Here is a 16,899-nt window from a genome sequence, read left to right as displayed (position 1 = left end):
ATTTACCATTATAAAAAGCATTGGTGCCGTCTGAATAGAAGTTGGCAATCGGATCAATGGCAGGCTGATCACTGCCATCACTACCTTTAGAGGCATCTCCACCAGCAATGGCTCCAAATACCCAGTTGCTCGGAGCGGCTTGCCAGGCATCTGTGCCGCCAAAGCCCTGGTCTCCGCCCTGCATGCCATATAAACCGGCATAAGCACCAACCAGAAGTCCGTTCACCCCATTTTTATTCGCTATGATGGTTTCTGATAAAGAACCCAAGGGTGGTTGTTCCAATGCTTTTTTACAAGACCAGAAGGATCCGGTCAGCAACAGGATTGGGAAGAGTATATAGCTTAATCTTTTCATTTTGTCTAAACCGTTAGTGATTAAAAATGTAAATTAACACCTAGTAAAAAGGTACGCTGGCTTGGGTAGGAGCCATCGTCTATACCATAGGCGGTTTGCGCGCCAGATTTGGAGTCATTTTCGCTGGAGGTACCAATCTCCGGATCAACCCCTGAATATTTGGTAATGGTAAACAGGTTGGCGCCTGAGGCATAAACCCTCAGTTTTTTGATGCCTACTTTCTGCAACATACCCGTTGGAAAAGTATAGCCGATCTGCACATTTTTTAAACGCAAATAAGAACCATTCTCCACAAAATAAGAGTTGGGTACACTGTTGGTACTAAAAGACTGAGTCGTTTCCTGGATAGGCGCGCGGGCGTTATGGTGGCTTGGTGTCCAGGAGTCATATAATGCTGTGTAGCTTTTGGCACCATTAAAAGAAGGCATAAAATCTGTCCACCACCTGACCTGGTTCCAGATGGAATTTCCCTGGGTACCATAAAAGAAAGCGCTGAAGTCAAAATTCTTGTAAGTAGCACCTATATTTAAGCCATAGCTAAAATCCGGATTCGCATTACCAAGAAAAGTCCGGTCGTCGGGCGTTACATAGCCATCTCCGCTAACATCTGCATATTTAAAACGGCCCACACCCATATCCGTCTGGTATACCGCTTCAGGATTTTTAGTAGCCTTCTGCGCAGCCAGATTTGCTGCATCAATTTCAGCCTGAGAGTTCCAGAAGCCGTCTACCTTGTAGCCAAAGAACTGGCTAACGGAATGACCTACTGCATTTCTGATGATGCTGCTGCCATCAAAGCGCCTGCCATCAATATCGTAGTACTTAGCGCCGTCTGAGATTTTGATGATGGTGTTCTTATACGTAGTCAGCGTTGCGGTTACATTTAATTTAAGATCGCTCGTGATGTTTTTATGGCCGGTTACTGCAATATCAAAACCGGTGTTTTTCATTTGAGCTATATTGATGAAGGGAGGTTTTGCAGAACTTCCACCTGTTGCAATCACCTCAGGATTGTACAACAAATCCTTAATGTCTTTGCGATAATAGTCTGCAGAGATTTCCAGCTCACCTGCCCAAAGGGTTGCATCAAAACCAATATTGGAGTTGATGTCTTTTTCCCATTTCGCGCCAGGATTACCGGTCTGGTCCTGGTAAAAGCCAGAAACCAAATTATTGCCACCACCCAATGCATAATAAGACTGCCCTATAGAACTGCCAAAGGTGGTAAAAGAATTGCCGCCGGATACGTTCAACTGATTCCCCATGACACCCCATCCACCCCTGATTTTGAGGTCTGTTAACCATTTTACATCACTAAGGAAACGCTCTTTAGAAAGTCTCCATCCCGCACTTACCGAAGGAAACCAGCCATATACATTCTGGAGAAATTTAGAAGAACCGTCCCTGCGGATGGTTGCACCCAGGAGGTATTTGTCGTTAAAAGTATAGTCCGCCCGGCCAATGAGAGAGAACAGCGCATCTGCTTCACGGTAACTATTGGCATCTTTTGGCCCACTTCCGGTAGAAAGGGTGGTGTAGTCAGGATCAAAGGAGAAATACCCTTTATTGCTGCCACTCATGTTGTTGTACCGGTTTTTATAGTATTCCGTTCCGACCAGTACTTTTAAAGTATGCTTGTCAAATACTTTGTTGTAGGCCAGTGTGTTGGTCCAGGTGTAATTCAATCCGGAATAAGATACCTCCGCATAGCTGTTGGTGGTGTTGTTTTCCGCATTCTCATATTGAGGATAGGTAAATGTTCTGGATATTCCTGAATAGGATTCACCTCCTAAGCTTGTTCTCAGCGTAAAATCATTGAAAAGGTCAATCTCAGCAAACACATTTCCGAAAAGCCGGTTGTCTGAAGACCGGTTGTTGTCGTTTCTGCGGAGCATGGCTACCGGGTTAAAAGCATCACCAAGCTGGCCACCATACCCACCGGCAAAATTACCCATAATGTCGTAAACCGGAATGATGGGCTGTTCACGGAAGGCATGTCCTATTGCATTGTCTCCGCTAAGTCCGCCGATTTTTGGATTATTGGTGATGGAATAGGAGAGGTTTTCTCCAATTCTGAAGTGTTTGCTGATGTTATATTGGGTATTAGCCCTTACCGTATACCTTTTCAGGTAGGTTTCCAGCAAGGTTCCCTTCTGGTCAAAATAATTGGCCGAAAAGAGATAACTTCCCTGTTCAGAACCATTGCTTACAGATAAATTCTGACTGTGGATCGGCGCTGGCTGAAAGATCTCATTGTTCCAGTTGGTACCCGTTTTATTGGCCGGGTTGATGCGGTAAAAAGAATTGTATTCATCCTGGCTGGTGAAAAAAGGCTTTACATAATATTTAGAGGGATCAACGGAGGGATCTCCTGATTTAGCCTGAAATGGGTAAATATAGTCTGGTACAGTGTAAGGATAATTTTTTCCATAAACTTCATTGACCGTAGTATCGTTTGAATTTTGTTTAGCAGTTTGCAGAAGGGTAGCCATTTCCTGCGGATTTAAAATGTGCCATACATTTCCCTTTTTAGGACGTTGAGTACCATAGTAAGCATCATAATTCACCTGTACACCATTTTTCCCTTTTTTTGTGGTGATCACAATGACCCCATTGGAAGCCCTGGAGCCATAAATAGAAGCCGAACCTGCATCTTTCAGCACCTGAAGATTTTCTACATCATTAGGGTTCAGGTCTGAAATGTTTTGTGTAGGCACACCATCTACCACATATAAGGGGTTGTTGTTGCCAAAAGTATTGATCCCCCTTATCCTTACCTGAGGTTCATCACCCGGCTGGCCTGATCCGAGTACCGTTACCCCCGAGGCTTGTCCCTGGAGCAGGTTATTTACCGAAGAGGTTGGCTGTTTGATCATATCTGAAACGTTGACCACCGAAACCGCACCTGTTAAGTCTTTCTTACGCTGCGTGGAATAACCTACCACCACTACTTCTCCCAGTGCCTGGGCAGATTCTTCCAATTGTACATTTAAAGTCTTCTGACCATGTACCGCTACTTCTTTAGTAACGTAACCAATATAGGTAAAGACCAGGATGGCCTCAGACGATGGAATACTGATACTATAGTTTCCGTTCACATCTGTCATGGCCCCGATAGCAGTTCCTTTTACTTTGACACTAACGCCGGGTATAGGTTCACCTTTAATTGTACTAACTTTACCTTTAAGGCCATTCTGTTCCAGGTCGGTTAGCCCTGGTGGCCAGTTTGCTTTATCCATGTGCTCTTTATCGTAGAGCAGGATGGTGTTGTCTACTACCCGGTAAAAGATCTTTAAGGGCACCAGGGTTTCGTCCAGTACATCGCCCAGCCGTCTTTTTACGGCGTTTACCGAGGTTTGGCGATCGGCCTTGATCATCGATGCACTATATACAAAATTGACATTGGTTTCTGCTTGTATCTTATTGAGCAGTTGTTTGATATTTCCCTGGCTGATATTTATAGAAATCTCCTTGTTGAGTACTTCCTGCGCGCCAACATCCTTGGCGAATGTTCCGCAGGTAAATAAAATCCCAAGAAAAATTTGTGTAATAGATATCCTCATCGCTGTTGTTATTAAAGCAACAAATCGCTTTTTTTTCATACCTTTAGAAGTTTTGTTCGTTAATGTGAAATTTTTCGTACAGAATTGTTAGCTGGCATCGTCCCCCAACGTTGTCAGCTTTTTTTTTATTCGAATGATTTGGTTAGAGAGTTCTGTTTTTAGGCATAGGCTGTTTGTTTTTAGGTTGTTAGTTGATCTTGTTTTTTGATTTGATGACTATCGTGGTTCCGGATAGCTGGTAACTGGCATTGATAGACTGGCAAAGGAAATCAATCTTATTGTACAGGTTCTGTTCCGACAGATTTCCGGTAAAGGTATTACTCTTCAATGCTTCATCTTCAATAAGGATTTTTATACCGTAAGTCGTCTCCAGTTGGCTGAGGACCTCACTTACCGGCGTTTCATTAAATTTATAATCTGATGTTTGTGGCTGATCTTTTACCTGAACAGGTATTGGATTATCGGCCAGAGTAGTGGTAAAGTGCCCGGCAATGGGCTGAAATATAGTCTTCTGGTTCGGTACCAGTACAACTTCCGGGGTGGTTTGGAATAGTTTTTTTAAACTGAAGGCCCTTTTTTTCTCTTTCGCAGTTACAATAACCTTCCCGGTCTTTACAGTAACCTCCGTTTCATTGGTACTGGTATTGGTTTTGATCGTAAAGCTGGTACCCACTACCCGGGTTACTGTGTTTTTATTGTAGACCAGGAAAGGCCTCGAAGGATTTTTGCTCACCTGAAAGAAGGCATTTCCTGTAAGCTCCACCTCGCGGACTGCTGCTGAAAAATGTTCAGGGTACTGGACTTCGGAATTTGGTTCTAAAAATATAGTACTGCCATCCTCCAGATCTATCTTTAAATCTGTGTCAGTACTGTTCGCTTTGATGAGCAGAGATTTGACTTTAGAGAAAACCCTTTGAGATGGTCTTGTGTAATCCTGATAAAAATAAAAGGCTGTGGTGATCAACAGTACAGCTCCAAAAGCGGCAGCTATAGTAAGCGCTGGTTTTAAAAAATGGAAGATGTGGTTTTTGCGGAATGCCTGAACTGACGGTTTTTCCTGAATGTCGCCCTTGATCTTGTCCCAGAGTTTTTGTTCCAGGTTAATGAATTCATCAGGATCATCAGCAATTTCTTCTGCATCCAGCATTTCATACCATTGTTCCACAAGGCGCTGTTCCTCGGGGCTGCAGTTGCCTTGCTGGTATTTTTCTAACAATTGATGGAATGACGCTCTGCTCATTACAATGGCTTTTAACTATATGTAAGCTGAACGTGACCTATCCCTAAAAAAAAATAAAATATTCTTAAATTAAAACAACAGGCCAAGAATAAGCGCCAGAACAAAGTATTCTTTTAAATGAAACCTCATGGTTTTCAGACTTTGGGTAATGTGGTATTCCACGGCCTTTTCAGAAATATTCAGTTGTCTGGAGATGTCTTTGACAGAACAGTTGTGGATGCGGCTGAGTTTAAAAACTTCGCCAGTTTTTTTTGGCAGCAGGGCAATGCCTTTGTTGATGGCTTCCGAAAGGTCATTTAGTAAGGCCAGGTGGTCAGCGCTGTTGCTGGCGCAGGGCTGCTCTGTAGTTTGAAGATGGAGGTGATAATTTTCCTGAGCGATCATGGATTTGAAGTAATTGATGATCGCATATTTAAGGGCACCAAAAAGATAAGCGCTCAAGGATTGGATCACTGACGTTTCCCGGCGTTTCCAAAGGTCAACAAAAAGGTTTTGGGTAAGCTCTTCGGCCAGCTCCCGGTCATGTATTTTTTTATAAGCTACCTTATAAACCTCTTTCCAGTAACGCAGGTAGATCTCCTTAAAGGCAGATTCATCACTTCCTTTAAAGAGGTTCAGTAATTCCTGGTCAGAGAGGGTAGAGTACTTCATTTGTCAATACAAGGTCATAACAAATTTAATAATATAATTGATATTTTTACCAGCTCTACACGTTTTACAGATTAATAGGAAGCTATGTCGCGTTTTTTGCTGATTGAAGATGATTACAGGATTGCAGAACTGATCAAAAGGGGGTTGGAAGAAGCAGGTTTTGAAATTGAACTGGCTCCGGATGGTCTGGAAGGAAAAAGACTGGCCCTAAGTAACGCTTACAGTCTGATCATCACGGATATTGTTTTACCTGGTATCAGCGGCCTGGATCTTTGCAAGCAGATCCGGCAGGTTAATCCGGATGTACCTATTATTATGCTCACGGCTCTGGGAACCACAGATGATAAGGTAGAAGGTTTTGATGCCGGAGCAGACGATTACCTGGTCAAGCCTTTTGAGATGCGGGAATTGCTGGTGCGAATCCGATCCCTGATGAAAAGGAACCGGGTTAATGAACGTACGGATGGCTTTATCCTGAAACTGGCAGATCTGGAAATGAACCTGTACAGCAAAACGGTGAAAAGGAGCCAGGTAGAGATCTCCCTGACACCAAAGGAGTTTAAATTGCTGGAATATATGATGCAAAATCAGGGGAAGGTGCTTTCGAGAGTCGAGATTGCAGAAAACGTGTGGGAAACACATTTTGATACAGGCACCAACTTTATCGATGTCTATATCAATTACCTGAGGAAAAAGGTAGATAAAGAATTCTCTAAGAAACTGATCCATACCAAATCCGGAATGGGGTTTATTTTAAAAGAAGAATAGCAACATAAACCGGGTATGAAGATAAGAGTTTGGCTAACAATATTGTTTACACTGATTACAGCTGCTATTTTGCTGGTGTTCGCCTCTTATATTTATATCTCGGCAAAAAAAAGCAGAGAAAGAGAGTATTATAATTTGCTCACCAAGGAAGCGGTAACCAAGGCCAATCTTTTCTTAGATGCAAATGTAGACGCAAAGACCCTGCACACCATTTATCGCAATAACCGAAAAATTCTGAATGAAGTAGAAGTGGCTATTTATAGTACTTCTTTCCAGCTGTTGTATCATGATGCAGCAGAAATCGATTTTGTAAAGGAAACCCGGAAAATGATCGATGATATTGTGAAGCAGCGGGAAATTCATTTTTACCAGTCGGACTGGCAGGTAGTGGGTATTTCCTACCGCTTTAAGAACACCAATTATGTCATCACAGCAGCTGGTTTTGATCAGTACGGTTATAATAAGCTGGCCAGCCTGCGGGCCAATATCTGTATTGTATTTTTGATCTCTGTGCTTGTGATCTACTTTGCCGGGCGCTTTTTTGTGAAGAAAGCTTTTTCTCCTGTTACCGAGATCACCAGGAAAGTAAACCGGATTTCTGCAACCAACCTGGACCTGCGCCTGGATCCACGGCACAGTAAAGATGAGTTGTCCGAATTGTCTAATACCTTCAATGAGATGCTGGACCGGCTAGAAGATTCCTTTGATGCACAAAAGAGCTTTGTAGCCAACATCTCTCATGAACTCCGTACACCTTTATCCGCTATTATTACAGAACTGGAACTTTCCCAGAATAAGGAAAGAAGCCTGGAAGCTTATAAAGTGGTGATCAGTCAGGCGCTTTCAGACGCCAGGAAACTGGCGCGTTTGTCTAACAGTTTGCTGGATTTTGCTAAAGCCAGTTACGACTCTTCAGAAATTCATTTTAAGGAAGTGCGCCTGGATGAGCTTTTGCTGGATGCACAATTGCAGCTGCAAAAAACGAATCCGGATTATGATATTGACATTCTTTTTGAAAAGGAGTTTGATGATGATGACCTGATTTCTGTAAACGGAAATGCCTATTTATTACAAACGGCCTTTGTGAACCTGATTGAAAATGCCTGTAAGTTTTCAGCAGACCGCCAATGCGTAGTGGCGATTTCTTACCAGGAAAAGAATGTGGTGCTTAATTTTTCTGATCATGGAATTGGTATCAACGCAGAAGACCTCGACTATATTTTTAATGCCTTTTATCGTGGGCTGAATCAAAAAGTAGCAAACGGCAATGGAATAGGACTTTCCCTGACAAAAAAGATTGTTTTACTGCACAAAGGAAGTATTTCTGTACAGACCGAGCCAGGTAAGGGGACCGTTTTTACCGTAGAGATCCCACATCTATAGAGTTGCTGCGGGAAGTTTTAATATCCTTCTAATGAAATTCTAATTTTTTTCTAATATCTTTCTAATCGTTCCCTGGTATGGGCTATTTTACCTTTGCATCCCGTTTTAACACGTACAAAACAAGATGAATATGAAGAGAATTTCTACAATAGGTATACTGCTGCTATCGGCACAAATGGCCTGGGCACAGCAGGCAGATACGGTAAAGCAAAGCAACTGGAGTTATCATTTCCAGTTTACGGCCATTTCGCAATACCACTCCGCCTTTAAGGCGCCCTATAAAGGCCGGAACAGTTTGGCCGATACCGCTGAAATTGCAGCGACCAGTGCAACTTCGACCATGTTCCTGGGAAGGAAATTATGGAAAGGCGCAGCTGTTTATTTTAATCCGGAAATCTCTGGCGGACGAGGCCTGAGTTCTGCGGTTGGTGTAGCAGGTGCTTTGAATGGAGAAACTTACAGAGTAGGGAATGCCGCGCCCGCGATCTTTATTGCCCGGGCTTATTTCCAACAGCAGTTTGCATTGGACAATACCGGATATGAGTATGTAGCTGATGATGTAAACCAGGTGGGCGGAATGGTTCCTAAAGATCGGATCACCATTACAGCCGGTAAATTTGCAGCAAGTGACTTTTATGATGACAATAAATACAGCCATGATCCAAGAAGCCAGTTCCTCAACTGGTCGCTGATGGGTAACGGAGCCTGGGATTATCCAGCAAACACGCGGGGTTATACCATGGGGCTGGTCGTAGAACTGGTGAAGGCAGACTGGGCATTTCGTTTGTCCAGCGTGGCCGTTCCCCGTATTGCAAATGCACCTAAATTAGAATATAAATTAGACAAAGCCCATTCAGAGACATTGGAGATTGAACGGAAGAACCTTTTTAAAAGACCTGGTTCTCTTCGTTTACTGTTCACCAATACCTATTCCAAATCTCCATCTTATGCTCAAGGTATACAAGCCCTGGCAGACAACAATACTCAGATTCTGGATGTCATTTCAGGACAGGCAGAAGGCACCACTTACGGCGGACGTAAATACGGAATCGGTTTTAGTGGTGATCAGGAGCTGACCGATGACCTGGGGATCTTTGCACGTGCAGGATGGAACGATGGTAAAGATGTGACCTGGGCATTTACAGAAATTGACCGGACGGCCAGTCTGGGCTTATCGCTCAAAGGAGCCAGATGGAAAAGAGCTGATGATGTTTTTGGTCTGGCAGCAGTTGTTAATGGACTGTCCAGCGGGCACCGTACCTTTATTGCAGATGGAGGCTATGGGTTTATTATCGGAGACGGGAAACTGAATTATGGTAAGGAGATGATCCTGGAGACCTATTACAATGCAAAACTCACCAAAACTTTCTGGCTTACGGCAGATTATCAGTTTGTCAATCATCCGGCCTACAATAAGGACAGAGGACCGGTCAATGTATTTGCCATAAGAGGGCATATAGAGTTCTAAGGCTTTTTCTGGGCTGAAGTTCAGTATGATCAGCTTTTAAGGCAATCCAAAAGGATTGCCTTTTTTTGTTTTGTTAGTTAATCTTAACATTTCTTAGTAAAAATTAACATATTTGAAACTTATTCACAATAGTTTTTTTTTGATGATTCTATGTTTTTGCAAATGAATCAGTTAAAAAAAAGACAAGATTTTACTAGTCAATGTTAGTAAAATTTATGATCTTCGCATCCCCAAACAACGGGGCAGACCTAGCGTCTCATAAGGACTAAATCAAAAAAATTAAAGAATAACTATGCATAGCACTTGTACACAGGTATGGAATGACTGTCTCCAAATTATTAAGGATAATATCCCGGCCCAGAGCTTCAAAACCTGGTTCGAGCCTATTGTTCCGCTTAAACTGGAGAATAAGGTTCTGACGATACAAGTGCCTAGTTTGTTCTTTTATGAGTGGCTGGAAGAGCATTATGTAAGCTTACTGCGCAGAACGGTGAAATTGCAAATGGGAGATGAAGGCAGACTGGAATACAATATCGTAGTGGATCAGTCTTCCAATGGCGGCTTGCCTTATACCACAAAAATGCCTTCAAGTGGTAATGGCTCTGAAAATAAAAAACAAAGTATGCCTGTTCCGGTTAACATCAACAGGGACATTAAAAACCCTTTTATCATTCCTGGTTTAAAAAAGATCCAGGTTGATCCGCAACTGAACCCGCAATATACTTTTGAGAATTATGTAGAAGGAGACTGTAACAGACTGGCCCGTTCGGCCGGACATGCAGTAGCGGCTAAACCAGGGGCAACTTCTTTTAATCCTCTGATGATCTATGGTCCTTCGGGAATGGGAAAAACGCATCTTGCCCAGGCCATCGGAAACCAGATCCGCCAAACCTTGCCGGATAAACTGGTGATCTATGTTTCCTGCGAGAAATTCTGCCAGCAATTCGTTGAATCTTTAAAGAACAATACCATTAATGATTTTGTGAATTTTTACCAGGCCATGGATGTGATCATTATGGATGACGTACATAATTTTGCCGGGAAAGAAAAAACGCAGGATATCTTCTTCCATATTTTTAACCACCTTCACCAGTCGGGTAAACAAATCATCATCACCTCAGATAAGGCACCAAAAGACCTTTCGGGGCTGGAAGAACGTTTGCTGAGCAGGTTCAAATGGGGGCTTTCAGCTGATCTGCAATTACCAGGCCTGCAGACCAGGATTGAGATCCTGAAAAAGAAAATGTATGTAGATGGTATAAATCTGCCAGAGGAAGTGGTAGAATATGTAGCCAACAACATCAATAATAATGTAAGGGAACTGGAAGGTGCAATGGTTTCCCTACTGGCACAATCTACGCTCAATAAGAAAGAAATTGATCTCCACCTGGCTAAATCCATGCTGAAGAACTTTATAAAGAACACCAGCAAAGAAATTTCTATGGAGGTGATCCAGAAGAAAGTTTGCGAGTATTTTGAAGTGCCGATGGATTTACTGAAAGCTTCCACCCGTAAAAGAGAAGTCGTACAGGCCCGTCAGATCTCTATGTATTTATCCAAGTCTATGACCCGGTCTTCTTTGAAAACCATTGGTGCATTTTTTGGAGGCAGAGACCACTCTACAGTGATCTATGCTTGTCAGACTGTTGAAGACCTGATCCAGACAGATAAAAAATTCAGAACCTATGTGAGCGACATTGAAAAAAAACTGAAAATGAACTAAATTAAATGGGTGTTTGTGACAATTTCTATTAAAATTGTTACATTCGTGGTAGAGTTAAATACATTTCCTATGAATTTATATACTACACTTACCATACCCATTCTTTTCTTTACTTTTCAAAGCCATGCGGTTCCGGTAAAAGGAGCTCCTGTAGCTTATCATCAAAAAGTCACTGCAACTAAAGTATCTTTTGGTCATGGTGTGGATCTGATTGTAAAAGGATTGGGCTTGAATATAGATGCCATTCGTTTTGTTAAAGAGCCAAAGGCTACAGATTATTTCGTATATGCCAACAATAAGGCAGCCTATGCAAAATCACTGATTATTGCCGCTAATAATGGGATTAAACTGGACCGTAAAGTTAAGCTGGAGAGCCCGATGACCCGGGAACAATTTGCAGCAAATCTAAATGAGGCCATCCAGGCTACCGGAAATTATCCCGTTAATATGATGTTCATTGTGATCAAGGACGAGGCCGCTTTTTCTAAAGGATCAGCTGCGGTTCAAAACCTGATCAAATTTAATGTACTTGCCCTGGAGAAAGGGAATTTCAGACCTAAGGCTTTTATTACGGAATCGGAAGCCGTAAAAATGGTACAGAAGGCTGCTGAATTTGTTCGCGGTCACAAAGAAAGAGATGAAACTTCAGTGAAAGAAGAAGTGACCATGGTCTCTGCAGCAGTAAATGCCGATGTGAACCGCATCACCATTTCCAGAGGCACCAAGCCGAATTCCGGTTATCAGATTATGATCAACAGGATTGATTTTTCTGCAAAAGGAGAGGCGGTTGTTCATTACAGCCTGGTTAATCCAGCAGCAGGTCATTCTTACCTTCAGGTGATCACTGAGCCGCGTGCAGAGACCTTTATCTCCTCCTTCTATAAAGTGAGCTTAAAGAAAGATTAATTTAATTGAAACTGATCTGGTTCTGCACTGTTTCATATCATATATAAAGAGTGTTGTTATGAAAACGAATCAGAATAAACCAGGTCATGATGCGGATAAAGATTTAGCAAAAACAGGAAAGCCGAATCCTAAAAAAAACGGACATTCTAAAGAGGAATCTCCGGAAACAGATTTTCCACTCTCCGAAAAGGATGAGGTAAAACAGGCCGAAGAACGGCAGCGTAAAAGAGCTACGAAGAAATAGTTACATGAGTAATACACAAATCACTGCGGTTACAGAACTGGACAGATCACATTATAAAACCAAAGTATATTCAGGAGGTCATTTTATCTATTCAGATGAACCGGAGGCTATAGGCGGTACAGACGAAGGTATGCCGCCTGCTGCCTTGTTGTTGGCCAGCCTGGGCAGCTGTACAGCGATCACTATACGGATGTATGCAGATAGAAAACAATACAACCTCGATACCATTAAAATTGATCTGGCCATCTGCAGCGAAGATCAAATGGATAAAAGTACGACCATTTCAAGGGCTATAGAATTTACCGGACAGCTTTCAGAAGATGAAAAAAGCAGGTTAATGCAAATTGCAGACAAATGTCCGATTCACAAAATTCTTTCTAATCCGATTAAAATTGAAACGTCTGCTAAAAATTAGAGCAAACAGATACTAAATAAATTAGTACATTTACAGCAAATTTAATTCTCATGCAATTTGCTGTTGTCGATATAGAAACTACCGGAGGCTATGCATCAGGAAATGGGATCACAGAGATCTCCATACAAATCCATGATGGGACGAGCGTAACAGAACGTTTTGATACCTTGATCAATCCCGAGCATTCTATTCCTGCTTATATTGAGTCTTTAACGGGTATAAGCGACGAGATGGTGGCTTCTGCGCCTAAATTTGAAGCAGTTGCAGAACGGATTTACGATTTGCTGCACGATAAAATCTTTGTTGCACACAATGTTAATTTCGACTTTTCTTTTGTACGCCACCAACTGGAGGTAGCGGGCTACAATTTGCAATGCAAAAAATTGTGTACGGTTAGAATGAGCAGAAAGGTATTTCCAGGCTTTGCTTCTTATAGCCTTGGGAAATTGTGCAACTCACTTGGCATTACTTTAAATGACCGACACCGTGCGGGTGGGGATGCAGAGGCAACAGCAATTCTGTTAGGAATGCTGCTGGAGGCTGATCAGGAAGGACATATTAAACAAGCTTTAAATAAGGGTTCCAAAGAACAGGCCTTGCCACCTAACCTGCCAAAATCTGCTGTTGATGCGCTTCCTCAAAATCCTGGAGTTTATTATTTTAAAGATCAGAAGGGGAATGTGATTTATATTGGCAAAGCCAAGAACCTCAAAAAGCGCGTTTGCTCGCATTTTACTGGAAATAACCTCGGACCTCAGCGGCAGGATTTTCTAAAGAACATTCATCATGTAGAGTTTGAAGTTTGTGGCACAGAGCTCATGGCTTTTATTCTCGAAGCGGTCGAAATCAAAAGGCTATGGCCCGAAAATAACCGCGCGATGAAACGTTTTGAACAGAAATATTCCTTGTTTTCTTTTATAGATCAGAATGGGTATATACGTCTGGGTATTGATAAGTTTAAAAAACAAGGACCGTCTTTATATAATTTCAATAGTCTTTCTGAAGGGCATAGTTTATTGCGGATGCTGATTAAGGAGCATTTGCTTTGTGAGCGGCTGTGCTTTATACAAAAGAACCGGATAGGCTGTGTTGGGCATGAAGATGGGAAGTGCAGTGGCGCCTGTGTAGGTAAAGAATCTGCAGCGGCCTATAATGTAAGGGTGAAGTATGCGATCCAGGAGCTTCACCAGATGCTGCCTTCATTTGCAGTGATCGATCAGGGGAGGACAGAAGATGAGCAAAGTTGCCTTTGGGTAGAGAAGGGGCAGTTTTATGGAATGGGGTATATTTCACAGTATACGGATGTAAAGGATATGAGCGAGGTTAAATCTGCGTTAAAACCGCTTCCTTCTAATGATTACATCCTCCATTTGATCCTTTCTTATGCGGATGCACACCCTGGGAAGAAATTAAGTATAGAATTTTAGCCTTATTATCAATTCCTTATAAAGAATTTGTTAAATAGATTTGCTGTTTTAAGGCTTTAATCCTATCTTTGGCGCTCCAAGAAAAAGGAAATGCCTTGGTAGCTCAGTTGGATAGAGCAACGGTTTTCTAAACCGTGGGTCAGGGGTTCGAATCCCTTCCAGGGTACTGTAAGAAGCTTCTAGTGAAAACTAGGAGCTTTTTTTTTAGATATTTTCTGTGCTAAATTTCTATTGTGGTCTCCGAGGGGTGAAAATATGTTTTACTGGGCTCTCTGAATCTTGCAGATTCTGAGGTTCCCAGTAAAATATATTTTCTTGGGTGCAGACCGGGGAGGGTGGTGAAATGGAAATCATTGACTCCATAATGAGTGTTGACTACACTCACTTTATTTATATTTTTTACCTAACCATTCAACATCATGTTGAAACAGTTTATAAGACCGCAGGGATTGACAAATAGGTTTATTGAAAATGTGATATTGAAAGTTCTATAACTTTCAATACCTCGTCAATTTGTTCCGCTGAGATTTGTGTATTTAAAAGAAATATAGTGTTATAGGGCATAAAAAAATCCTCTTATTTATTGCTGTACTCAAATTATTAATTATGTTAGCGGGTGATATGAGTAGCAAAGTCGATATCCAGAAGGAGCAGATGGATGCCTTCCAAAAAGGCGATGAAGGTATGTTGCGGTTTTTTTTTGACTTGCACCACAAATCACTGCGCTATTTTGCCCTGGGTTTAATTGCTGATGAAGCGGAAGCGGAAGATATTGTCTCTTCCTGTTTTGTGAAGCTCTGGCAGTTCAGGAAACAGTATACAGATTTCTCTAAAATCAAGGCCTTTTTATATATCAGTTGCCGAAATGCCTGTTTGGATCATTTAAAAAAAATTAAACGCCGGAAAGGCTGGCAGGATGAATACTTAAGGCAACTTGAAGATGGAGATGAAAGGATATTACAGCAAGTAGCGGAGTCTGACTACCTGGATATTATTAACAAGGAAATAGATGGGCTACCACAAAAATGTGGCGAGGTTTTCAAAATGCTGTATTTTGAACACAAAAAAACCGATGAAATTGCCCTGCAATTAAACATCTCTGTAAAAACGGTACGTAATCACAAAGCAAGGGCAGTGGAACAGTTGCGGCATGCCTTTGTTGAAAAAGGATTGCCGGATGCGATGATGCTGGCACTGATACTGTTCCTGAATCAAAAGTAGATTTTTTTGAGAGCTTATTTGTTTGTAATTCAGTATTTTGATGATCTTTTTGAATTTTATTATCCGGAAAAATATTTTTTGACTAGGCGTTTCTTAAAAACGTCGTTTTTATAGGTATACCATACCAGAATATAATGATTTAACCTCGGGTGGTTATAATAGTATAAAGGCATAACGCAATGTTTGAACAGGAATTTGATAGAGCTTTACTTTTCTCAGCCTATGCTAAAGGCGAGCTGGATGCCAATGGGCAGCAGCAACTCAATAGCTGGTTAAATGAAAATGAGGGTAACCGATTACTGTTTAACAGTTTAATGAATGAAGAAGAGCTGAAAAAGAAGCTGATCCGGTTTAATACCATTGGTTCGGACCGTATGTGGGACAAGACACTGCAAGGCCTTTCTACTCTAAATACTGAAAACAACCTGAATAATCAGGTTCCTAAACAACATCAAACCATTAAACTCTGGAAAAAGATAAGTATTGCAGCCTCAATTGTTATTACGCTAGGCACAGGCTTATATTTTTATATTAAACCGGGGTATTGGGGCAAGTCCGAGCATGTGGTACTGGCTGTTAACCATATTGAACCTGGCGGTAACAGGGCGACATTGAGCCTTGCTGGTGGCAAAACCATTTCACTAAGTGAAACCAAAACAGGATTGGTGATTGGGGAAAAGCAATTAACCTATAATGATGGCAGTTCGGTAGATGCGCATTCTGAACTTGAAGAGAAAAGGGGAGAAACTATGATGCTGACCGCATCTACACCGCGTGGTGGTACTTATCAATTTATTTTACCTGATGGTACCCATGTTTGGCTGAATGCAGAGAGTAAACTGACATTTCCTTCTAAATTTAGCCGGTCAGCGCGAAAAGTTCAATTATCAGGGGAAGCTTATTTTGAAGTAGCTAAGTTGCCGGGGTCGGTTGTTTCCGCAAATGGAAGTAAAAATATTCCTTTCCTGGTGCTGAGTAAAAACCAGCAGGTGGAGGTTCTGGGTACACATTTTAACATCAATTGTTATGGGGATGAAGGGACTGTAAAAACCACATTACTGGAAGGAAGTGTAAAAGTCTCTTTATTGTCTGCCGGCAAAGCGGCCGGCAATGTGATCCTGAACCCTGGTCAGCAAGCCGTTGTAGACGGAAAATCGGAGATCAAGGTAGCACAAGCTGATTTGGAACAGATTATAGCCTGGAAAAATGGCTTGTTTTATTTTAAGGATGCTGATTTGAAGACTATTTTACGCACATTTTCGCGCTGGTATGATATGGATGTGATTGCTGTGGACCAGCTGGGTGACCGGAAATTTTCGGGTAAACTCTATAGAAATGTAAACGCTCATCAGGCTTTACAGGTACTTAAATTATTAGGCCTTGAATTTAGCCTGGAAAAAAAAGAACCAAAAATACCAAAGAACATAATTACTAAACCTTAAACCAACCAACAATATGAAAAAAAGACTAACCTGATATTTGACTATGGGGAAAGGAAAATTACGGAGGTGTTACCAGCACCCCCGTATAAATCT

Annotated in this window: 13 protein-coding genes, 1 tRNA gene and 1 pseudogene; 11 read left to right on the top strand and 4 right to left on the bottom strand. The window is 41.8% G+C overall.

The features are described 5' to 3' along the window. The 4 genes and pseudogenes from VNZ46_RS24850 to VNZ46_RS24835 form a co-directional block, all read right to left on the bottom strand. Window positions 1-355 (bottom strand): annotated as a pseudogene (locus VNZ46_RS24850) (hypothetical protein); the annotation flags it as partial. A gap of 20 nt (window positions 356-375) precedes the next feature. Then, on the bottom strand, window positions 376-3,957 hold the full coding sequence (locus tag VNZ46_RS24845) for a TonB-dependent receptor (RefSeq protein WP_325563650.1): 3,582 nt from the start codon (window positions 3,955-3,957) through the stop codon (window positions 376-378). Window positions 3,958-4,105: 148 nt separating this feature from the next. Beyond that, the gene (locus VNZ46_RS24840) at window positions 4,106-5,158 is read right to left on the bottom strand and encodes a FecR family protein (protein WP_325563648.1); all 1,053 of its coding nucleotides are present in this window, start codon (window positions 5,156-5,158) and stop codon (window positions 4,106-4,108) included. A gap of 69 nt (window positions 5,159-5,227) precedes the next feature. After that, the gene (locus VNZ46_RS24835) at window positions 5,228-5,809 is read right to left on the bottom strand and encodes an RNA polymerase sigma factor (RefSeq protein ID WP_325563646.1); all 582 of its coding nucleotides are present in this window, start codon (window positions 5,807-5,809) and stop codon (window positions 5,228-5,230) included. Between the two features lie 84 nt (window positions 5,810-5,893). Between VNZ46_RS24835 and VNZ46_RS24830 the strand changes: the two genes are divergently transcribed. The 11 genes from VNZ46_RS24830 (at window position 5,894) to VNZ46_RS24780 (ending at window position 16,806) form a co-directional block, all read left to right on the top strand. Next, window positions 5,894-6,577 carry a response regulator transcription factor gene (locus VNZ46_RS24830; protein WP_325563644.1) on the top strand — a complete coding sequence of 228 codons (684 nt, stop codon included), beginning with the start codon at window positions 5,894-5,896 and terminating at the stop codon, window positions 6,575-6,577. A 15-nt stretch (window positions 6,578-6,592) separates the two neighbouring features. Beyond that, window positions 6,593-7,960, top strand: a complete 1,368-nt coding sequence (locus VNZ46_RS24825; protein WP_325563642.1) for a HAMP domain-containing sensor histidine kinase — start codon at window positions 6,593-6,595, stop codon at window positions 7,958-7,960. Window positions 7,961-8,090: 130 nt separating this feature from the next. Further along, window positions 8,091-9,428 carry a carbohydrate porin gene (locus VNZ46_RS24820; protein ID WP_325563640.1) on the top strand — a complete coding sequence of 446 codons (1,338 nt, stop codon included), beginning with the start codon at window positions 8,091-8,093 and terminating at the stop codon, window positions 9,426-9,428. Window positions 9,429-9,720: 292 nt separating this feature from the next. After that, entirely contained in the window at window positions 9,721-11,151 is a 1,431-nt protein-coding gene (gene dnaA, locus VNZ46_RS24815) for a chromosomal replication initiator protein DnaA (RefSeq protein ID WP_325563638.1), read from the top strand. 69 nt (window positions 11,152-11,220) lie between these two features. Beyond that, window positions 11,221-12,057 carry a protease complex subunit PrcB family protein gene (locus VNZ46_RS24810; RefSeq protein ID WP_325563636.1) on the top strand — a complete coding sequence of 279 codons (837 nt, stop codon included), beginning with the start codon at window positions 11,221-11,223 and terminating at the stop codon, window positions 12,055-12,057. Between the two features lie 58 nt (window positions 12,058-12,115). Further along, a complete protein-coding gene (locus VNZ46_RS24805; RefSeq protein ID WP_325563634.1) occupies window positions 12,116-12,301 on the top strand; it encodes a hypothetical protein in 186 nt (61 codons plus the stop codon). 4 nt (window positions 12,302-12,305) lie between these two features. Continuing rightward, window positions 12,306-12,716 (top strand): OsmC family protein, encoded by a 411-nt coding sequence (locus VNZ46_RS24800; protein WP_325563632.1) that lies wholly within the window; start codon window positions 12,306-12,308, stop codon window positions 12,714-12,716. Window positions 12,717-12,766: 50 nt separating this feature from the next. Then, on the top strand, window positions 12,767-14,143 hold the full coding sequence (locus tag VNZ46_RS24795; protein ID WP_325563630.1) for an exonuclease domain-containing protein: 1,377 nt from the start codon (window positions 12,767-12,769) through the stop codon (window positions 14,141-14,143). Window positions 14,144-14,235: 92 nt separating this feature from the next. Beyond that, a tRNA-Arg gene (locus VNZ46_RS24790) sits at window positions 14,236-14,309 on the top strand. Between the two features lie 455 nt (window positions 14,310-14,764). Beyond that, window positions 14,765-15,364, top strand: coding sequence for an RNA polymerase sigma-70 factor (locus VNZ46_RS24785; protein ID WP_325563628.1), 600 nt, complete (start codon window positions 14,765-14,767; stop codon window positions 15,362-15,364). Between the two features lie 179 nt (window positions 15,365-15,543). Then, window positions 15,544-16,806 (top strand): FecR family protein, encoded by a 1,263-nt coding sequence (locus tag VNZ46_RS24780; protein ID WP_325563626.1) that lies wholly within the window; start codon window positions 15,544-15,546, stop codon window positions 16,804-16,806. The last annotated feature ends 93 nt before the right edge of the window (window positions 16,807-16,899 follow it).

This window comes from Pedobacter sp., from assembly GCF_035566355.1.
Classification (GTDB): domain Bacteria; phylum Bacteroidota; class Bacteroidia; order Sphingobacteriales; family Sphingobacteriaceae; genus Pedobacter.
Note: the sequence above shows the minus strand (reverse complement) of the source record. Positions and strands in the feature narration are given on the sequence as shown.